Annotated in this window: 15 protein-coding genes; 10 read left to right on the forward strand and 5 right to left on the reverse strand. The window is 59.1% G+C overall.

What is annotated here, in order from left to right:
- Nucleotides 1-176: 176 nt before the first annotated feature.
- The 4 genes from BKX96_RS02825 to BKX96_RS02840 form a co-directional block, all read right to left on the reverse strand.
- Nucleotides 177-1874: an AMP-binding protein gene (locus BKX96_RS02825; RefSeq protein WP_077182626.1), complete on the reverse strand. Its 1698-nt coding sequence runs from the start codon at nucleotides 1872-1874 to the stop codon at nucleotides 177-179.
- 19 nt (nucleotides 1875-1893) lie between these two features.
- Nucleotides 1894-2220 (reverse strand): Rieske (2Fe-2S) protein, encoded by a 327-nt coding sequence (locus BKX96_RS02830; RefSeq protein WP_077182627.1) that lies wholly within the window; start codon nucleotides 2218-2220, stop codon nucleotides 1894-1896.
- Nucleotides 2221-2283: 63 nt separating this feature from the next.
- Nucleotides 2284-3552 (reverse strand): MFS transporter, encoded by a 1269-nt coding sequence (locus BKX96_RS02835; RefSeq protein WP_077182628.1) that lies wholly within the window; start codon nucleotides 3550-3552, stop codon nucleotides 2284-2286.
- Between the two features lie 130 nt (nucleotides 3553-3682).
- The gene (locus tag BKX96_RS02840; protein ID WP_077182629.1) at nucleotides 3683-4738 is read right to left on the reverse strand and encodes a beta-keto acid cleavage family enzyme; all 1056 of its coding nucleotides are present in this window, start codon (nucleotides 4736-4738) and stop codon (nucleotides 3683-3685) included.
- Nucleotides 4739-4949: 211 nt separating this feature from the next.
- On the opposite strand from BKX96_RS02840, the gene BKX96_RS02845 reads away from it, so the two are divergent.
- The 10 genes from BKX96_RS02845 (at nucleotide 4950) to BKX96_RS32980 (ending at nucleotide 17680) form a co-directional block, all read left to right on the forward strand.
- A complete protein-coding gene (locus tag BKX96_RS02845) occupies nucleotides 4950-5972 on the forward strand; it encodes an AraC family transcriptional regulator (protein ID WP_077182630.1) in 1023 nt (340 codons plus the stop codon).
- Between the two features lie 81 nt (nucleotides 5973-6053).
- Nucleotides 6054-6878 carry an SDR family NAD(P)-dependent oxidoreductase gene (locus BKX96_RS02850; RefSeq protein WP_077182631.1) on the forward strand — a complete coding sequence of 275 codons (825 nt, stop codon included), beginning with the start codon at nucleotides 6054-6056 and terminating at the stop codon, nucleotides 6876-6878.
- A 196-nt stretch (nucleotides 6879-7074) separates the two neighbouring features.
- Nucleotides 7075-8976 carry a DUF1302 domain-containing protein gene (locus BKX96_RS02855; RefSeq protein ID WP_077182632.1) on the forward strand — a complete coding sequence of 634 codons (1902 nt, stop codon included), beginning with the start codon at nucleotides 7075-7077 and terminating at the stop codon, nucleotides 8974-8976.
- Between the two features lie 35 nt (nucleotides 8977-9011).
- Nucleotides 9012-10370, forward strand: a complete 1359-nt coding sequence (locus BKX96_RS02860; protein ID WP_077182633.1) for a DUF1329 domain-containing protein — start codon at nucleotides 9012-9014, stop codon at nucleotides 10368-10370.
- Nucleotides 10371-10465: 95 nt separating this feature from the next.
- On the forward strand, nucleotides 10466-11542 hold the full coding sequence (locus BKX96_RS02865) for a WD40/YVTN/BNR-like repeat-containing protein (protein WP_077182634.1): 1077 nt from the start codon (nucleotides 10466-10468) through the stop codon (nucleotides 11540-11542).
- A gap of 28 nt (nucleotides 11543-11570) precedes the next feature.
- Nucleotides 11571-14069: an efflux RND transporter permease subunit gene (locus tag BKX96_RS02870; protein ID WP_077182635.1), complete on the forward strand. Its 2499-nt coding sequence runs from the start codon at nucleotides 11571-11573 to the stop codon at nucleotides 14067-14069.
- Nucleotides 14070-14106: 37 nt separating this feature from the next.
- Nucleotides 14107-15885, forward strand: coding sequence for an acyl-CoA dehydrogenase C-terminal domain-containing protein (locus BKX96_RS02875; RefSeq protein WP_077183118.1), 1779 nt, complete (start codon nucleotides 14107-14109; stop codon nucleotides 15883-15885).
- 40 nt (nucleotides 15886-15925) lie between these two features.
- Nucleotides 15926-16663, forward strand: coding sequence for an NAD(P)H-dependent oxidoreductase (locus BKX96_RS02880; protein ID WP_077182636.1), 738 nt, complete (start codon nucleotides 15926-15928; stop codon nucleotides 16661-16663).
- A gap of 312 nt (nucleotides 16664-16975) precedes the next feature.
- The gene (locus tag BKX96_RS32975) at nucleotides 16976-17401 is read left to right on the forward strand and encodes a transglycosylase SLT domain-containing protein (RefSeq protein ID WP_218639269.1); all 426 of its coding nucleotides are present in this window, start codon (nucleotides 16976-16978) and stop codon (nucleotides 17399-17401) included.
- Nucleotides 17402-17530: 129 nt separating this feature from the next.
- Nucleotides 17531-17680: a hypothetical protein gene (locus BKX96_RS32980; protein WP_218639270.1), complete on the forward strand. Its 150-nt coding sequence runs from the start codon at nucleotides 17531-17533 to the stop codon at nucleotides 17678-17680.
- A 608-nt stretch (nucleotides 17681-18288) separates the two neighbouring features.
- Here the strand turns inward: BKX96_RS32980 and BKX96_RS02895 are convergent.
- Complete coding sequence (locus BKX96_RS02895; RefSeq protein ID WP_077182639.1) at nucleotides 18289-19527, reverse strand: FAD-dependent oxidoreductase; 1239 nt, start codon at nucleotides 19525-19527, stop codon at nucleotides 18289-18291.
- Between the last annotated feature and the right edge of the window lie 641 nt (nucleotides 19528-20168).

Genomic DNA, 20168 nt, shown 5'->3' on the forward strand with positions numbered 1-20168 from the left:
CTCTAGAGCGATGGTGGTTTGAGCACTTCTCATTTGGTGCCAGCCACCTTTCATTTGGTGCCAAATGCCGTCGCTTATGTGCCTAAGAGAATGGCGAATGAAAACGGGACAAGGCCTTCATTCGCCATTCGGGTCGCTGGGTTGGGAAGAGGGTTAATGCCCTGACGTAACGTCGTTCAACTGACCGCCGTTAGTTCAGAGGAACTGCCCGCAATCGCAAGTACGCGCAAGTCCTTTCGTAATATCTTGCCCACCGTGGACTTGGGCAGCGCCGACAGGAACCGCACCTGGCGAGGTACTTTGTAGGCCGCCAGATGCGCACGGCAGTGCTCGATCAGCAGGGCCTCATCAAGCGCGGCATTGGCGGCCTTGACGACGTACAGGCACACGGACTCTCCGCTGCGCTCATCCGGCATGCCGATCACGGCGCATTCGCTGACGCCTGAGCAACTGGCGACAACCACCTCGACTTCGTTGGGGTAAACGTTGAAACCCGAGACTATGATCAAATCCTTTTTGCGATCGACGATCTTGAGCAGGCCATTGGCGGAAAAGATGCCGATGTCGCCGGTGCGGAAGTAACCCTCGGCGGTGAACGCGTGGGCATTGGCCGTGGGCTTTTGCCAGTAACCGGACATGATCTGCGGCCCCTTGGCGCAAATTTCTCCCGCCTCGCCTGGCGCGGCGGGTTGATCGTCGTCCTTGAGCAGCACGATGTCGGTCGAAGGCAACGGTAGCCCGACGGCCGCCGAGAACTGACTGCGTCCCATGACATTCAGGCACAGGATGGCCGACGTCTCTGAGAGGCCGTAGCCTTCGAGGATTTCCTGACCGGTGATGTTTTTCCACAGCGTCGAGGTGGCCGGCAATACCGCTGCGCCGCCGCCGATGGCCAGGCGCAGACGCGAGAAATCCACTTCGCCGATGCGCGGGTGGCGAACTAGCGCGCCGTACAGGGTATTGACCCCGGTCAGCAGCGTCGGGCGGGCCTTGATCAATGTACCGACCAGGTCATCACTGTTGCGCGCATCGGGTACGAGCCAGTTCTCGGCACCGGCCGAAAAGCCGATCAGCAGGTTGATCGTCAGGGCAAACACGTGGAACAGCGGCAGCGCCGTGACCACCACGTTGTCACCGTCGGGGTCAAACATGTCGGGAAGAAACGCCCGCGCCTGCATGATGTTGGCGATGAGGTTGCGGTGGGACAGCGCCGCGCCTTTCGAGGGGCCGGTGGTTCCGCCGGTGTATTGCAGAAAGAGCAAGTCATCGCCCGTCAGTTCGACCGGTGTCAGCTGCAACATACCGCCCTCGTGCAGGGCATCGGTGAAACGCGTCATCGGAAATGCCGACGGTGACGGGATGTCGAAATCGCCGGTTCCGACGTGTCCGTCCAGGGTGTCGCGCGGCTGTACCACGATGACTTTCTTGATGGTCGTGCTGACCAGGATCGCTTCCAGTGCAGGGAGGGCGCTGGCAATGATGACAATGATCTGGGCCCCGGCATCGTTGAGCTGATGCAAGAGTTCCTGCGGTGTGTACGTCGGGTTGACATTGACCTGGGCGGCGCCGGCCCGGAGGACGCCGAACATGGCGACGGGAAACGCCGGGATGTTCGGCAGCATCACCGCAATACGGTCCCCACGTTGCACGCCAAGGTGCTGCAGGTAGGCGGCAAACGCGCCTGATTGCGCGTCGACATCTGCATAACTGAGTGAACGGTCGAAGCAGTGGAATGCCGTGTGGCTGGCGTAACGTAGCATGGCATCTTCGGCCATCGCGACCACCGAAGGCCAGGTGTCGGGGTTGATATCCGCCGGTACGCGGGCGTCGTAACTCTGCTGCCAATGACGGGCGGTGGTGAATGATTGGGTCATGATCAACCTGCTATTGAAGTTATTGGTGGCGGGTGATTGGGGTGGTTAAGGTGATTCGAATGCAGTCCTCGGCGATCTCGACGGGATAGGTGCGTACACTCAACCCGCCACCGCGCATGCAGCCGGTGGCCAGGTCGAAACGCAGGCCATGGGCGGGGCACTGCACCCAGCAGCCATCGAGTTGACCGAACAACAATGAGGCGCCGTTGTGCGGGCAGCTGTCGTCGATGGCGTACATCCGGCCATCGACGTTGAACAACGCGATGTAGCGACCGTCGGCCTGCACGCGCGCGCGTTTGCCGATACCCGGATCGGAAGAGACAGGCAGTTCCAGGGTGTTGTTCATGACGAGGTCTCGCAGAGGGTGAGGATGCTTCGACGTTTGTCGCTACGTGTCATCGCGCCTGCCTCAGGTACAGGGTTGAACACAGACGCGCTGAAGATCCTGCTGGTAGTTGCGCACGCCCACCATCAGGACCAGCGCGGCGGCAACGCCCGCCAATGGCAGCAGTTGCAGCGCTGAGGCCAGGCCGATGCGATCGGCGAGCAAACCGGTGACGAAGGGGCCAGGAGCCATGCCCAGCAGGTTGTTGGCAATGGCCAGCGTGGCCATCGCGGTGCTGTGCAAGGCCGGCGGCGTCAGGTCGGCGACCATGGTGCCGGACGGGCCGACGATGCCACCGCCAATGAACATGGCCAGGCCGATCATGACCAGTTGTGCCATGCCCACCGGTAGTTGAAAGGCCACGGTCAACAGCGCACTGCAGAGCAGGCAATAGCCCATGGTCAACCTGATTTTTCGCGTGGGCGAACCGTGGCACAAGCGGTCGGCGATGGCGCCACACAGAGGCATGCCGACCGCCGTGCAGAGCATAAAAATAGCCGCGACCGCACCGGCGTTCGTCAGCGGCATGTCGTAGAAGCGATTCAAGTAGCTGGGCAGCCAGGTCAACAGGGCGGCGATGGCGAACAATTGCAGGCCGCTGCCGATGTAGACACTCAGCACTGAAGACGTCGAGAACAGGCTCCTGAGCGGGGGAAGAACCTGACGCTGATCCGAGCCGGCAGCCGGGCGCGGCGATTCAAGGCGGCCAGGCCTGACGACCAGCGCATACACCGCCGTCAGGCCGATACCATAAATTGCCATGCCAACGAAGGACGCGCGCCAGCCGAAATGGGTCGCCAGGACGCCACCGAGGCCAATGCCAAGCACAGAACCGACCATGCTCCCGGCCAGGAACGCGCCGGTGATTGTGGACCTTTGCTGCGGCGGAAAAATGCTCAGAACCACGGCAAGGCCGACGCTGCCGTAGGCCGCTTCGCCGACGCCGATGAAGAAGCGCGCCACGAACATTTCTTGATAGTCGGAGGCAAAACCACACATCAGGGTGGCAAAGCTCCAGATCGCGGCCATGAGGATCAGGCTGCGGATGCGACCGAGGCGATCAGCGACGACGGACAGTGGGAAGGCCAGCACGCCGACGGCGATGGCGACGACGCCGGAGAGGGCGCCGAGTTCGGAATCGGAGAGACCCCACTCAGCTTTCAGCTGCGGGAAAACCACCGTCAGTACCTGTCGGGACATGAAGTCTGACAGCAACAGGCCGAAGGTCAGGGCGAAGACCACCCAGGCGTAGGGTCGTGCGACACGTCGCCAGGTGTCACTGCGTACTTCCATTGGAGCATGCAAAGTCACGGAGTCTTTCCTCTTGTTACGGCCGCGTTCATTCGCAGCTCTTGAAATGATGTGTAGCGGGACTCGCGGGACGCACGCAGGTACTGCTAGCGTGTGCCCCGCAAGGTTCGACTTAGCCGAATTGGGTAAAACCTTTCTGACCGGTTTTGCGGTTAGGCGCGAAGCCGTTCTCGGCCAGCGTCTCATCAGCGTCCTTGTAGAACGTGCCGATCTTGTAGATCTCGCGAGCCTCTTTGCCGTTGGCAACTTCGCGACCCATTTCCCGGGAAATGCGCACCAGTTGCTCGATCTGCTCGACATTGCTCATCTTGCGATCGCGGCCCTGAGTCCAAAGGTTGTCCTCGGTGCCGCAACGCACATGCATGCCCATGGCAATTGCCATTACGTTCAGCGGCAAGACGTTGAGCATGGCGGTTTCCAGGGTCAGCACGGCGCCGTCCGGGCAGGCACGCACGAAGTTCGCCAGGTTGTAGAGGTTGGGCGCATCAGAGCCGCCGCCAATCGCCACCCAGGTCAGGACCAACGGCACATTGCAGACACCGCGGCGCATCATGCGCTCGACCGTTTCGAACGAAGGGATGTTGCCAAGTTGAAATTGCGTTTGAATGCCACTGGCCGAGAGTCGCTTGATGTGCTCTTCGACCCATTCAGGGCCGGCCGGAATGGTCATTTCGCGGTAGGCGCGATAGATCTCGGGCGTGGCAATGCTGGTGCCGGCAAGATCGGCTTCGCACATCTGCTCGACGATGTTCATCTGGTTGCTGTTGATGGCGATCGTCACCTGATCCGGTTTGGGTGACAGCTCGGCAAGCATGTGACGTGTGTCATCGGACAGCCATTTGGCGACATCGCTGTCATCTTCCGGAGCGAAGGAAATCGAGCCGCCGACCTGAATGATCATGTCCGGTACCGCCTCGCGTACACCGGCGATCAGTTCATTGAACTTGGACAGTCGCTTGGAGCCCTTGCCATCCAGCTCGCGTACATGCAAGTGAAGCACAGTGGCGCCGGCGTTGTAGCAGTCGACCGCCATCTGCACCTGCTCGGCCATGGTGACGGGGATGTCTTCCGGGAAGTCCGAAGGCATCCACTCAGGCGCGTAGGGAGCAACGGTAATGACGAGTTTCTGTTGATTTTCGGGGTGCAGGGATCCGTCAAGAAAGTTCATGCATGTCTCCAATCGGTTGTTGTTTTTATGCTTTGAGGGTGTCGTTATCGGTGGTGCATGGCTTGTACTTTGGGGCAGCCGGCGAATGTAAACCTCTCATCACGTGCCAAAAACCTTTCATTACGTGCCAATACCAGTGTTCAATCGGTGCCCATATAATCGATTGCATGCTTCATCGAAGAAGGCAGTCGACATCAAGGGAGGAGGTGCGATGGACGCGTTTGTACGGGCTGCAACCCTCAAGAACTACACGGAGGTTGCCCAGAGCCTCGGCCTGAATCCGGGCGAGATGCTGCGTGGTGTCGGCCTGACTCCCGTCATGTTGAACGACCCGGAATGCATGCTGCCGCTGGAGGCGGCGCTCAAGCTGCTGGAGTCCTCTGCGGCTCGCTCATCCTGCCCGGCCTTTGGCCTGCGCATGGCAGAGGCTCGACGCCTCTCGGATCTCGGCGCCATCAGCTTGCTATTCAGTCATCAGCGCACACTGCGCGACATGCTGCTCACCAGCATCGAGTATCGACACCTGCTCAACCGAACACTGGCCATGAACCTGGAAACGGTGGGAAACACGGTGCTGATCCGCGACGAAATCATGGCCGAAGCGGGCGTACCCAAGCGTCAAGCCGCCGAACTGGCGATCGGCATCCTGCACCGCACGTGCAAATCGCTGATGGGCAGTCAATGGCATCCGCATAGCATTCATTTCAGCCATGAGGCCCCGGCAAGCCAGCAGGAGCACACGCGATTCTTTCGTTGCCGGGTGGTGTTCGACGCCGAGTTCGATGGCATCGTTTGCGACGCGGAGGATATTGATCAACTCAATCCCCAGGCCGACCCGGCGATGGCTGTTTACGCTCGCCAGTTCATGGACTCGATCGCAGACGCCAGCGAGCACTCGGTGATTTTCGATGTGCGCAAGGCAATCTATTTGCTGATGCCGGTCGGGCGCGCCACCATCAATCAGGTTGCCTATGCCAAAGGCGTCAGCGTGCGAACCCTGCAACGAGAACTCGATGAAGCCGGCCGCACATTTTCCGAGCTTCTGAACACTGTGCGTCGCGAACTCGCCTTGCATTACATGGCAAACAAAAATTATTCCCTGCAGCGTGTCGGCATGATGATCGGTTACGCGGTTCCGACGTCGTTTACGCGCTGGTTTTGCACTGAATTCGGTTGTTCGCCACGGGCATGGCGCAACCGCAGCAAGCAGGCTGGCAACGATTCATCCACCTGAACGGTCGATGTCCCGCCAGGTCAAGGCTCAAGCCCCAAGGTTGGGCGACACTGCGTCTTCCATAAGACGGAGTGTTGCCTCATGAAAATGAATGGTCGAGTTGCGTTGATCACCGGTGGTGCAGGTGGGTTGGGCCAGGCGATTGCCCTGCGCATGGCCAGCGAAGGGTCCAATGTGGTGATTTGCGATATCAACGAGGCGGCGCTTGAAACCACACGCGGCATGATCGAGGAGCTGGGCGCGCAATGCCTGGCAGTGCGATGTGATGTCTCATCGAGCGCTGAAGTGAACGCTATGTTCGACCGGATCGATGCGCGATTCGGCACGCTGCACATCCTCGTCAACAATGCTGCGTTGGTGCCGGACAAACCCCATGATGACGAGCGACGCAAGCGCCATTACGCGCTGGTGACCCAACCGCTGCCCCGTCAGTCGCTGGAGATCACTCGCAACATGGACGATGCAGAATGGAAGCGCTTCTGGACGGTAAACGTCGACGGCGTTTTCTATTGCACCCGCGCCGCCTTGCAGCGCATGGAGCCCCGGGGCTACGGCAAGATCATCAACATCGCCAGCATTGCTGGCATTTCCGCCATGGGCGCGCATAGCCCGCATTACTCGGCAGCCAAAGGTGCGGTTATCGCCTTCACCCGTGCGGTGGCCTACGAGGTCGCCGGCGCCAATGTGCAGGTCAATGCGATCTGTCCGGGTGGCGTCCAGACGCCAGCCTTCGAGCGCTACCTGGAACAGCAATCGCCCGAGCAACTCAGTGTGTTCAAACAGGTCATGCCGCTGGGGCGTTTGGGCAAGGGCGAGGAGTACGCGGCGCTGGTGTCCCACCTGGCGTCGGACGAGTGTTACCTGGTCGGTTCGATCATCAACGCCGGTGGCGGCACCTACATCTGAGTTTTCGGGACGGTCTGTCGGACGTCCCGAAATGTCAAACCGATGCCCCGATAAGTCAATCCCGATCACAGCGCTGCTCTTAAAGTGAGTTCCGGGACTAGCGCTTATCCATCCGAAGCCTGAACCCCATTTACCCGTCGTTAGCCGCCAGGTCTGACGGCAAGCCACAACAAAAACAATAAAGGTGTATCACCCGATGAAGAGTCGTAATCTCTGCGCGCGGCGCCAACTGCTCGCCACCGCTATCCTGGCCTCGAGTCTGCCGGCCGCCCACGCTGTCGAGTTGGATATGGGCAGCGAGGACTGGTCCATTCGTTTCGACAACACTGTCAAGTACAACTATGGCGTGCGTACGGAGAGTGCCGACAGGCGCATTCTGGGGACGCCCAACAGCAACGACGGTGATTACAACTTCCGCAAGGCCGGCACCAACATCACCAACCGTGTCGACCTGCTGACCGAACTGGATGTGATCTACCAAAACAAAACCGGCTTTCGTGTCAGCACCGCCAGTTGGTACGACAAGGCTTATGACAATACCGGTTCGAACTCCAACCCGTTCGTAAACGGCAACGATGAATACTCGTCGATTTCCGGGTTTGGCGGACGTCCGGCGGCGCCGGCCATTTTCGGCAGCCCGCACCTGAGCAACTATGCCCAGCGCTACTACAGCGGGCCGTCCGGCGAAGTCCTCGATGCCTTCGTGTTCTACAACACCCAGGTGGGCGACGATTCCCAACTCAGTATCAAAGCAGGCCAGCACAACGTGTTCTGGGGCGAGACGGTACTCAATCCGGTGCACTCGCTGAGCTATGGCCAGGCGTCCCTCGACCTCGCCAAGGCAGCGGCATCGCCCGGTACCGAAGCCAAGGAACTGTTCGTTCCGCGCAATCAGATTTCCAGCACCTTCACCCTCACTCCCGAACTGACCTTCGGCGCCCAGTATTTCCTGGATTGGGAAGGTGCTCGCCTGCCTGAGGCAGGTACGTTCTACAGCGGTTCCGACGTGGTCGGCTTCGGTGCGCAGTCGTTCCTGCTGGGGCATACCGGCGGCGCGGGGCTGGCGGGGCCGAATGGCACCCTGACCACCGTTCGGCGCGGACATGACTACACGCCGGACAATCGCGGTGACTGGGGCCTGATGCTCAAATGGTCGCCCGAATGGCTAGACGGGACGCTGAGTGCGTACTACCGCAAGACCTCGGACATTCTCCCGCAAGCGGTCCTCGATACTCGGGGCCTGACCAGCGTGGGCGGGGTAGCGGGGTTGCGTAACTCGATCAGCACCGCCACCTATGAATTCGCCTATGGCGATGACATCGATATCTACGGCCTGAGCCTGTCCAAGGAAGTGGGCGGGGTCAGCGTTGGCAGTGATTTGAACATTCGCCACAACATGCCGCTGGCCAGTATTCCGGCGATCATCAGTGCTCCGGGGCCTGGCGGCTTGCAGGCGGGTCTTGGCTTGCTCCCGGCGCGTAGCGCGGGTACCGGCGTCATCACCGATGTGCCACGGGACGGTGACAGCCTGGCCGCCACGGGCGACACGCTGCACTGGACCGTCAATGGCCTGGTGGCAATCGCCGACACGCCGCTGTTCGATTCCGCCACGCTGCTGGGCGAGCTGTACTACAGCAATCTGCTGAGCCTCGATAGCAAAAACAAGGCGCTCTACAAGGGCGAAGACACCTATCGCGGTATCGACAAACCCACCCGTGATAACTGGGGTATTGCCGTCAACTTCACACCGACCTGGTACCAGGTGTTCCCCGGTGTGGACCTGAGCGCTCCGATGTCGGTCAACGTGGGTATCGACGGTGTTTCACCTGTGGTAGCAGGCGGCGCGGAAGATGCCGGCAACTACGCCGTCGGGGTGAGCGCTGCGATCTACAACAAGTATTACGTCGACCTCAAGTACGTCGACGCCTTCGGCAAAACCACTGACTGCGACGACGGCGCAAACGATGGTTCGACCCCTAACGCCCTTGACGGTACACAGCGCTACACCTGCTACGCGGGCGGTCTGGCTTCGGCCTCCGGTTCCGGTGCCACCGAGGATCGGGGTGCGCTTTACCTGACCCTGAAAACCACCTTTTGATTCACCCAGCCTCGCGAAAGCAGGAGAACACCAAGATGAAATTCGCCTATACCCTGATGGCCGCTTCCCTGGCCATGGCCCTCGCCGGGCCAACCCACGCTGCTGTCGATGCCTCGGAAGCGGCGAAACTGGGTGCTCAGTTGACCCAGGTCGGCGCTGAAAAAGCCGGTAATGCCGACGGTTCCATTCCTGCCTATCAGGGTGGCTTGACTACCCCGCCGGCCAGCTTCAAGACGGGCGACAAATCGCGCCCCGATCCGTTCGCTTCTGAAAAGCCAGTGGTGGTGATCGATGGCAAGAACGTGGATCAATACAAGGGCCAGTTGACCGCAGTGACCGCCGAACTGGTCAAGCGTTATCCGAGCTTCCGTGTCGAGGTGTTCCCGACCCACCGCACGGCCGCGTTGCCTAAAGGCGTGCTGGACAACACAGTAAAAAATGCCACTGCGGCGCGCTCCACCGAAGGCGGCAACTCAATCGAAAATGCGCTGCCAGGCATTCCATTTCCGATCCCGAAGACAGGCGCTGAAGCCATCTGGAACCACTTGCTGCGCTACCAGGGCGTCAATCTCCAGGTCAAGTATGACAACTGGAACGTCGACTCCGCGGGTGTTGCCAGTCTGGCCACGACCGGTATCGCGCAGATCAACTACGCCGCCTATGACGACCTGTCCAAACAGCTGGCGGCCGCGGACACTTATTACCAGACCAAATTGACCTTCACCGGCCCGGCCCGTCGTGCCGGTGAGGCTGTGATGCTGCGCGACTCGGTCAACCCGCTGGTGCAACCGCGCCGTGGCTGGCAATACCTGCCGGGGCAACGCCGCGTGAAACTGGCACCGAGCCTGGCCTACGACACGCCTAACCCGGGCAGCGCCGGGGCCTCAACGTGGGACGACTCCTTTGTGTTCAACGGTGCGCTGGATCGCTTTGACTGGAAACTGGTGGGCAAACAGGAAGTGATCGTTCCGTACAACACTTACCGTGTGACGTACCAGAGCGATTTGAAACCGGTAATGACCCCCAACCATTTGGCCCCCGAGTTCGTTCGTTGGGAAAAACATCGGGTGTGGGTGGTCGAGGCGACGCTCAAACCGGGGGCACGGCACATTTACGCCAAGCGCCGCTTCTATCTGGATGAAGACACTTGGGTCGCTCTGGCATCCGACCAATACGATGCCAACGGCCAGCTTTACCGCGGCGTCTACAGCTTCCTTAGCCAAAGCTACGACCAACAGGTGCCGGATGCCTCGCCTTATCTGATTTACGACCTGGTCGGCGGCACCTACAGCGCCGTCGGCTTCCCAGGCCCATACGGCGGTATCAAGTACAGCGAGGCACTGAGCAAGACCCAATGGGCACCGGAATCGCTGGCAGGTGCCGGTATCCGTTAACACCTTCGTCGCTACTGCCGATTGTTGATCGAGCAGTTTTTGCGCCGGGAGGTACGTACGTACCTCCCGGCGCCTTTTTGCCAAGAGGGCGCAACATGGGCTCCTGTAACAAGAAGATCGCGCCACTGGTGCTGGGAATGCTGCTGGGGTTGCTGCAGGGCGGCGCGCAGGCATCGATCTACGTGGACGTGCTGGATCTGCCGGCCCAGACGAGTGCACTGGCAGCGAGCAGCCCCTTGCTGGGTGTTGCCCAGGCGGGGCATCGTCTGGTCACAGTAGGGCAGCGCGGCCACATTCTTTATTCCGATGACGCCGGACAGCACTGGCAGCAGGCCGCCGTACCGGTCAGCTCGGATCTCACGGCGGTGAGTTTTCCGACCGCCACTCAAGGCTGGGCGGTGGGCAACGATGGCGTGGTGGTGCACAGCAGCGATACCGGCGCCTCCTGGACCCGGCAACTCGATGGTCGCCAGATCGGCGAGTTGATGTTCAAGCATTACACCGCGCTGGCGGAGGCTGAACCGGACAACGAACAATGGGCCGTGTTGGCTGCCGACGGTCAACGTTGGATTGAGGAGGGCGCCGACAAACCGTTTCTCGACGTCTGGTTTGCCAACGACAAACTCGGTTATGCGGTCGGGGTTTTCAACCTGATTTTGCGTACCGAGGATGGCGGCCAGCACTGGGTCCCGTTCCAGGATCGCACCGACAACCCGCAAGGGTTTCACCTCAACGCCATCACCTCCACGGGCGATGCGCTCTACATCGCCGGCGAGCAAGGCCTGTTGCTCAAATGGGATGACAACGCCCAACGTTTCGCGGCCGTGCCGACACCCTATCAAGGCAGTTTTTTCGGTGTAGTGGGCCAACCTGGCGAAGTACTCACCTATGGCCTGCGCGGGCATGTGTTTCGCAGCACCGATGGCGGACTGAGCTGGGCCCGGCTCGATAGCGGCCTACAGGTCAGCGTCACCGCTGCCACGCTGGATGCCGATGGCCATTTCCGCCTGTTCACCCAGGCCGGGCACATGCTCATGAGCCGAGGCGGCAATGCCGCGCTGCAATTGATGCCGCAGGCCGGGCAAACGCCGGTCGCCGGTGCAGCATTGGCCGGCAATGGTGCGCTGGTGCTGGTCGGCGGCCACGGTGTGCGTACGCTGTCCGTCGAATAATTATAAGAATCAGAGTGAGTACCCAGACATGGGCAATTTGAAGCAAGACACCATGCCGGTGATCCGCGAACTGCCGGACTTCGACCGGCACTCCGGCAATCTGCTGGAACGACTGGTATTCAACCATCGCCCGCTGTTCATGCTGCTCATGGCGCTGGCCACCGTGGTGCTGGGCTTCATGGCTGTGACACGCCTGGAGCTGCGCCCCAGCTTCGAAAAAATGATTCCGCAGAGCCAGCCCTACATCCAGAACTACCTGGAGAACCGCCAGTCGCTGCGAGGTTTGGGCAACACGGTGCGCGTGGTGGTGGAGAACACCCAGGGCGATATTTTCGATCCGGACTACCTGACGGTTCTCAAGCAGGTCAATGACGAACTGTTCCTCATGCAGGGCGTCGATCGCGCCTGGATGAAATCGCTGTGGAGTTCGGCCGTGCGCTGGACCGAAGTCACCGAGCAAGGCTTCCAAGGCGGCGCGGTGATGCCGGACAGCTATAAGGGCTCGCCATCGGACATCGAACAACTGCGGCAGAACATCAGCCGTGCCGGCATCGTCGGCAGCCTGGTGGCCAGTGATTTCAAGTCGAGCATGCTGATCGTGCCGCTGCTGGACAAAACCTCGGCCACCGGCCAGAGCATCAATTACCACCAGTTTTCCCGCCTGCTCGAAGAGCGCTTGCGTGACAAATTCGAGTTCGCCAACGGCGCCGTACACAAGGCCGGGGAGGAGGGTACGGGTCAGTACAAGGTCCGGGTGATCGGTTTCGCCAAGTTGATGGGCGACCTGATCGATGGCTTGATTCAGGTGATGATGTTCTTCGGCCTCGCGGTCATCACCTCGTTGCTGATCATCTACGCCTACACCCGTTGCGTGCGCAGCACCCTGTTGGTGGTCGGCTGCTCGTTGATCGCGGTGGTCTGGCAACTGGGTATTGTTGCCTGGCTGGGTTATGCCATCGATCCGTACTCGGTGCTGGTGCCGTTCCTGATTTTCGCCATCGGTGTGTCCCACGCGGCGCAGAAGATGAACGGCATCATGCAGGACATCGCTCGTGGCACGCACAAATTGATCGCCGCGCGCTACACCTTCCGCCGTTTGTTTATCGCTGGCGTCACCGCACTGTTGGCCGACGCCGTAGGCTTCGCCGTGCTGATGCTGATCGATATTCCGGTGATCCAGGACCTGGCGATCACTGCCAGCATCGGTGTCGCGGTGCTGATCTTCACTTCGCTGTTGCTGATGCCCGTAGCGCTGTCCTACATCGGCGTCGGGCGCAAGGCTGCCGAGCGTGCGCTGAAAATCGACAACCGCGCCGAACACCACAAAGGCTTCGGCAAACTGTGGGATTTGCTCGACCGTTTCACCACGCGAAAATGGGCCACCGGGACCGTGCTGGTGGCGCTGATGCTGGGTGTCGGTGGATTCGTGGTCAGCCTGCAACTGAAAATCGGTGACCTCGACAGCGGTGCCCCGGAGCTGCGCGCGGACTCGCGCTACAACCGCGACAACGCCTACATCACCAGCCATTACGCGCTGTCCAGTGATCAGTTCGCGGTGATGATCAAGACCTCGCCGGAAGGCTGCCTGAACTACAAGACCCTGGTGCTGGCCGACCGACTGGCCTGGAAGCTGCAACAGCATCCGGGCGTGCAGACCACCGTGTCACTGGTCAACGCCGTGCGCCAGATTACCGCGGGCACCTACGAAGGCAACCCCAAGCTGAACAACATCCAGCGCAATCAGGACGTGCTGAACTACGCCGCACAACAGGCCTCGGTCAATGCTCCGGAGCTGTTCAACACCGATTGTTCGCTGATGCCGGTGATCGCTTACCTCAAGGATCACAAGGCCGAAACCCTCGACGCGGTGGTGGCGATTGCCGACCAGTTCGCCAAGGAAAACAGCAGTGACGATCGCCAGTTCCTGCTGGCCGCCGGCAACGCCGGAATTGAAGCCGCGACCAATATCGTGGTGCGCGAGGCCAACCGCACCATGCTGCTGTACGTCTATCTGGCGGTGACGCTGTTCTGCCTGATCACCTTCCGCAGCTGGCGCGCCACGCTGGTGGCGCTATTGCCGCTGGTGCTGACCTCGATTCTTTGCGAAGCCTTGATGGTGGTCATGGGCATCGGCGTGAAGGTCGCGACCCTGCCGGTGATCGCCTTGGGCGTGGGGATCGGCGTCGACTACGCCTTGTACTTGCTCAGCGTACAGCTGCAGTACCAACGCCAGGGTTTGTCGCTATCGGAGGCCTACCGTAATGCAGTGGCATTTACCGGGCGGGTGGTTGGGCTCGTCGGTATTACCTTGGCGGCCGGGGTCATCTGCTGGACGTGGTCGCCCATCAAGTTCCAAGCCGACATGGGCATCCTGCTGACCTTCATGTTCCTGTGGAACATGCTCGGGGCGCTGATCCTGATTCCGGCGCTGTCGTACTTCCTTCTGAACGGTGAACGACGCAGCAAAGAAACGGTTGTCCCGCAAGGTCAAGCCGCAGCCTTCTCTGTCGATACTGGCGAATCCTGAATGTGTAATGTCCAATCTCCAAGCGAGCGATTTCATCATGGCTGACTACAAAGCACCCCTGCGCGATATGCGCTTCGTCCTCAATGAAGTTTTTGAGGTCGCCAAACTCTGGGCCGAGTTGCCTGCAATGGCTGAGACCGTTGATGCGGAAACTGTCGAAGCCATTCTCGAAGAAGCCGGCAAGGTCACCAGCAAAAGCATCGCGCCTTTGAGCCGCGCGGCTGACGAAGAAGGTTGCCACTGGGCGGACGGTGCCGTCACGACTCCGGCAGGTTTCCCACAGGCTTATCAGACTTATGCTGAAGGCGGCTGGGTCGGCGTCGGTGGCGATCCAGCCTACGGCGGCATGGGCATGCCCAAGGCGGTTTCGGCTCAAGTCGAAGAGATGGTCAACTCGGCCAGCCTGTCGTTCGGTCTGTATCCGATGCTGACCGCAGGCGCTTGTCTGTCGATCAACGCCCACGCCAGCGAAGAACTGAAGGCTGCCTACCTGCCGAATATGTACGCCGGTGTCTGGGCTGGTTCCATGTGCCTGACCGAGCCGCACGCCGGCACCGACCTGGGCATCATCCGCACCAAGGCCGAACCTCAGGCCGACGGTTCCTATAAGGTCAGCGGCACCAAGATCTTCATCACCGGCGGCGAGCACGACCTGACCGAAAACATCATTCACCTGGTGCTGGCCAAACTGCCGGACGCGCCAGCGGGGCCGAAAGGGATTTCGCTGTTCCTGGTGCCGAAGTTCATGGTCAATGCCGATGGCAGCCTGGGTGCGCGTAACCCGGCCAACTGCGGTTCGATCGAACACAAGATGGGTATCCAGGCGTCCGCGACCTGCGTGATGAACTTCGACGAAGCTGTGGGTTACCTGGTCAGCGAGCCGAACAAAGGCCTGGCGGCGATGTTCACCATGATGAACTACGAGCGTTTGGGTGTCGGTATCCAGGGCCTGGCCACCGGCGAGCGCTCGTATCAGAACGCTGTTGAATACGCTCGCGATCGTCTGCAAAGCCGTTCACCGACCGGCGCGCAGAACAAGGACAAAGTGGCTGACCCGATCATCGTCCACCCGGACGTGCGTCGCATGCTGCTGACCATGAAAGCCTCGAACGAAGGCGGTCGTGCCTTCTCGACTTACGTGGCCATGCAGCTGGACACCGCCAAGTTCAGCGAAGACGCCACCACCCGCAAACGCGCGGAAGATCTGGTGGCCTTGCTGACGCCAGTGGCCAAGGCGTTCCTGACCGACCTGGGGCTGGAAACCACCGTGCACGGCCAGCAAGTGTTCGGCGGTCACGGTTACATTCGTGAGTGGGGCCAGGAACAACTGGTGCGCGACGTGCGCATCACCCAGATCTACGAAGGCACCAACGGCATCCAGGCGCTGGACCTGGTGGGGCGCAAGATCGTCGGCAGCGGCGGGGCGTTCTACAACCTGTTTGCCGACGAGATTCGTCACTTCACCGCCACCGCCAGCGCTGATCTGGCGGAGTTCACCAAGCCGCTGAATGACGCCGTCACCACCCTCGACGAACTGACTGCATGGCTGCTGGATCGGGCCAAATCCAACCCGAATGAAATCGGCGCGGCGTCGGTCGAGTACCTGCAGACTTTCGGTTACGTCGCTTACGCCTACATGTGGGCACTGATGGCCAAGGCGGCCCTGGGCAAGGAAACCCAGGACGATTTCTACGCGAGCAAACTGGGCACTGCGCGGTTCTATTTCGCTCGCCTGCTGCCGCGGATTCACTCGTTGAGCGCTTCTGTGAAGGCCGGTAGCGAAAGCCTGTACATCCTAAATGCCGATCAGTTTTGATGCGGCACGTATCACGCCATCTGAATATCAAGGAATTACCATGAACGTTTTAATCGTGCATGCCCATCCCGAGCCAAAATCCTTTACCGCTGCGCTGCGCGACCAGGCCGTTGAGACCTTGCAGGCCCAAGGGCATCAGGTACGGGTATCCGACCTTTACCAGATGGACTGGAACCCGGTGGCCAGTGCCGAGGATTTCTCCATCAGAGAGAATCCCGAGTATCTGGTTTACGCGCTCGAACAGCGACGGAACAGCAAAGAACAAACCCTCGCCGCTGATATACAGCAGGAGCTTGATAAGTTGTTATGGGCAGACCTGCTGATCCTCAATTTTCCGATTTACTGGTTCTCGACACCGGCCATTCTCAAAGGCTGGATAGATCGGGTATTGGTGTCCGGCATCTGCTATGGCGGTAAACGGTTCTACGACCAGGGAGGCCTGAGCGGCAAAAAAGCTCTGGTATCCGTGACACTGGGCGGGCGGGAACATATGTTCGGTGAGGGCGCGATCCATGGTTCGCTGGAAGACATGTTGCGCCCGCTCTTGCGAGGGACTCTGGCATATGTCGGGCTGGAGGTGCTGAGGCCTTTTATCAGTTGGCATGTGCCGTACATCAGTGCTGAGGCTCGACAAGATTTTTTGCTCAGCTATCGCCAGCGCCTGGAGAACATCGATGCGGATGAGTCGATTGAGTACCCGCGCTTGAGTCAATTCGATGATCGGCTTTATCCCATCAAACCTATTTCCGTAAAACCGGACACTGACAGGCAAGTCTGAACTAAGCTTTTCCGTGTGCTTGCGGATGCAGGGTCTTGGCCATCCTGGCACGGTTGAAGTCCGGGATGGAGCCGCTGGAACAAGTCAGACGAAAACAACGTGTGAAGCACCGACCCTGCTGGGAATCCGCGATTGGGTCAGACGCCTTACGGTTCATTCCTTCGCACGCTCAGCGCTCATCTTCAACTCCGTTGCGGCGCTCGCATTCACTCTTTTCACCGGCCCGCGCTATGCCGCAACCGAAGCAATGGCACCCCCGGAGTCACCGCAACGTGAGCAACTGACCCTCTCGACCGATAGCGCAATGAAACCGTGGACTGGCGATCTCGACGGGATGCTCGATCGCAGGCCTTCACCAATGATTTCATTGCACGTCACGGTCAGGGAACCGCCATCGGGAACATGATCCTGACGCGTTTCTTTAGAAGCGAAAAATATGTAAAGGCGTCTGTCTCCGAGTCCGAACGCAAGAAATTTATCGCATTGGTTCAGTACTTTCAGCGGTACGGGGACAAATATGACGTGGACTGGTTGCTGATGGTCGCCCAGGGATGCCAAGAATCCCAACTGAATCAGGCAGCCAAGAGCAAGGTGGGGGCCATTGGCGTCATGCAAGTCATGCCCGCCACCGGCAAGGAACTCGGGGTCGGCAACATTGCTGAAGTCGAGCCAAACATTAACGCCGGGATCAAGTACATGCGTTGGATGATCGACCAGTATTATGGCAAGGACCCATGACCAACCTGGACAAGGCCTTGTTCGCATTCGCCTCTTACAATGCAGGTGCGGGCAAGGATCTCGAAACTTCGCAAAGAAGCCGCCCTTCGTGGACTGGATCCAAACGTCTGGTTTCACAATGTTGAGTACGTGGCCGCCGAGAAGATCGGTGCGGAGACGGTTACCTACGTCAGCAATATCTACAAGTACTACATAGCCTATCAGTGGATCATTCAAGCCAACGCGGCGAAAGCCGAGGCTGCGCAGACATTGAAAGACCAGAGCAAAGAGGCGCCTTGATACTGCGAACCATTATCGAGGGTATGCGCCAACCGCACGCTATGCGCAAGTCTATACGTCGACACTACATTCTGTTCGTTCGTGGTTGAATTTGTTGTCGGGGTATAATTCCCATTCCCGTGCGAGCTGGGCTGCCCTCCATCCTTTGCTTGTTTTGCAAATTATCCTCTTCTTTTTGGTCGTGACAGGACGCACCACCAAGACAGATGGTAGCGGCAAGTACAAATATAGGACTCAAATGCTTGATCATCGAATTCTCCACGCTTGGGAAGATCGAGTAGATTCTCTCCATGTAATCGCATCAGGTAAGAGCTTAGTCAAAGCTAGGGGATACTTGTAGATTTGCTGCCCAATAGTCGGACCAAGCTGATTTTGTCTAAATTGCCTTAATGACTGGGTGATTGCTTTTGGCCGGTAAATGCCGGCCACCAACGTCCGCTTCTGGCCGATTGTTGCCCATCCCAAAGGGCGACAATCGACCCATAGCTGCCAGTCATGCTCGAAGCAGCAGCCCGAGGTAAACATCATTCGGAAAACTCGCGCATGGGTATGCCAGTTCACGGCAATTACCTATGCGCGAGTTGAAAGGTGCAATTGCTTCAGCATTTTCAATCAACAGGATTGAGTACCGCACGCAAAAGCGCTTGCGCCTCGCTGGTGACGCCTTTGCTGATTAGCTTCTCTGGCAAGCTGGAGTGATCAAGGAAAAGATCACGCAGACGATTCAAAGGAGCTGGCACACCGTGATAAAGACGCCCAAGGAACCGAGCGAACGCCGTAGTCTGATTGGTGTAGTTAACGCGTTGGTCGTCATACCGTCGCAGCCCGATCTCCAGCGCCTTGGGGTCGCTGAGGTCGCGGCCTCGCAGATACTTCGCAAGGAAATAACCGTCTTCAATTGCCATTCCGGCACCGTACGCAGCGTAAGGAGACGTCGGATGAGCGGCATCGCCCATGATTGTCACGCGCCCATTTGACCATTGCTTGAGTGGATCTCGATACTTCACTACCCAGCGAAACAGATTATGCGAGGTATCCGTAGCCTCAAGGATCTGCGGCACAGGGTAGGAAAATCCGTTAATGCGTTCACGTACGTAGGCAGCAGGATCTGTCGGCTCAACCTGGTTCTCTTCGCATTTTTCGACGAACCACCATTCAAAGCAGTCCTTGTCCTTGTATCGAAGCGGTGCGTAGCCCATCTGATAGGCGTGGTTGTGCTGGATGACGATTTTTTTGCGCTCAGGCCCCTGAAGTTCGCACCAGCCCAGCCAGACTGCGATGCCAAGGTGCTTGAGTTCTGAGGCTCCCCACAACTGCTCGCGCACTTTTGACTGTACACCGTCAGCGCCAATCACAAGATCCGCGTCGTAAGTCCGTCCTTCTGCAAAGTGAACAGTCACGCCCTCGGCATGTTCCTCGTAATGGCTGAAGGTGTGGTTGGGTACGACCATGTCTGCCGGGGCCGCCGCAAGCAGACGCTCATAAAGTTCGGAACGCATCATTCCGGATTGCCAACCGGTTACGCCGGCCTGTTTCAACAAGTCCATATCAATGTCAAAGTTGACCCTTACTCGTCCATCGTAACGGCGAAACTCTGGAAGGCCAGCAGCAAAAATATCATCCACCTGTACACCCAAACCGCGCAGGATGACGATGCCGGTGGCATTAAGAATAATTGCGCCACCCAGAGGTCGCAGTTCGGGATGACGCTCGAAGACCTTCACCGAAAAACCTGCCTGGTGCAACGCCACACCCGCAGCGATACCGCCAGGACCGGCGCCGATTACAGCCACGCGCTTGCCTTTGATGCCTAAGCTGGTCGGTGCACTGACGTTGGATTCATTCATCTTGGAATATCTCGCTTTTGTTTTTATCTGTGCGCTGCTGTTGCGAGCGATAACGCATTGCGAGATACCTTAGCGACCCTCGTATTGGCAGCGCCAATCGCATACTTCGCTATCAGGCATCGTAAAATGCCATGCCAGGTATCTAGATTTATCGTTTGTCTTATGAACACGAAGCCAATGGTTCTGGATTTGAGGCGATATCTTTTTTCCATTCCTGGCTTGATACCCGCCTTCCGGACTGACTGCTTCTGGCCGATTGCCGCCTGTTACGATGGACAGCAACCGACACAAAGCTGACGGTTACGAAAGTCAGAAATCGACCCAGGCTGTGTGAAAACGTCCTAAATACTGTCGGGAGTTTCTTGCATTGGCACTGGGAGGTCTCAGCGGTGCCCGGCAGCAGCGTGCCGAGAGGGGCGGAGCGGGAAAGGGCAACCATCGACGGCGCTGGAGCCATCGGCGACGAATCACCTGCAGAAGCCGAAGCGGCCTGCTATCGATAGTTCGACTATTCTTCCATGGCGGGCGAAACCCACCCCAAAAAGCCAGCGCAATTCCCGGGGCGGTTCCTGATGAAAAGCTGCGACGTAGAAACCAATGTCCGTAGTAGCTACGGATTACCTAGGCGCGCCAGCGACGAT

Origin of the sequence: Pseudomonas putida (genome assembly GCF_001976065.1) — a bacterium.
Classification (GTDB): Bacteria; Pseudomonadota; Gammaproteobacteria; order Pseudomonadales; family Pseudomonadaceae; genus Aquipseudomonas; species Aquipseudomonas serbica.

Coding starts and splice junctions, on each gene's coding strand:
- BKX96_RS02825 (WP_077182626.1), bottom strand. CDS start 1,874: ATGACCCAATCATTCACCACCGCCCGTCATTGGCAGCAGAGTTACGAC.
- BKX96_RS02830 (WP_077182627.1), bottom strand. CDS start 2,220: ATGAACAACACCCTGGAACTGCCTGTCTCTTCCGATCCGGGTATCGGC.
- BKX96_RS02835 (WP_077182628.1), bottom strand. CDS start 3,552: ATGGAAGTACGCAGTGACACCTGGCGACGTGTCGCACGACCCTACGCC.
- BKX96_RS02840 (WP_077182629.1), bottom strand. CDS start 4,738: ATGAACTTTCTTGACGGATCCCTGCACCCCGAAAATCAACAGAAACTC.
- BKX96_RS02845 (WP_077182630.1), top strand. CDS start 4,950: ATGGACGCGTTTGTACGGGCTGCAACCCTCAAGAACTACACGGAGGTT.
- BKX96_RS02850 (WP_077182631.1), top strand. CDS start 6,054: ATGAAAATGAATGGTCGAGTTGCGTTGATCACCGGTGGTGCAGGTGGG.
- BKX96_RS02855 (WP_077182632.1), top strand. CDS start 7,075: ATGAAGAGTCGTAATCTCTGCGCGCGGCGCCAACTGCTCGCCACCGCT.
- BKX96_RS02860 (WP_077182633.1), top strand. CDS start 9,012: ATGAAATTCGCCTATACCCTGATGGCCGCTTCCCTGGCCATGGCCCTC.
- BKX96_RS02865 (WP_077182634.1), top strand. CDS start 10,466: ATGGGCTCCTGTAACAAGAAGATCGCGCCACTGGTGCTGGGAATGCTG.
- BKX96_RS02870 (WP_077182635.1), top strand. CDS start 11,571: ATGGGCAATTTGAAGCAAGACACCATGCCGGTGATCCGCGAACTGCCG.
- BKX96_RS02875 (WP_077183118.1), top strand. CDS start 14,107: ATGGCTGACTACAAAGCACCCCTGCGCGATATGCGCTTCGTCCTCAAT.
- BKX96_RS02880 (WP_077182636.1), top strand. CDS start 15,926: ATGAACGTTTTAATCGTGCATGCCCATCCCGAGCCAAAATCCTTTACC.
- BKX96_RS02895 (WP_077182639.1), bottom strand. CDS start 19,527: ATGAATGAATCCAACGTCAGTGCACCGACCAGCTTAGGCATCAAAGGC.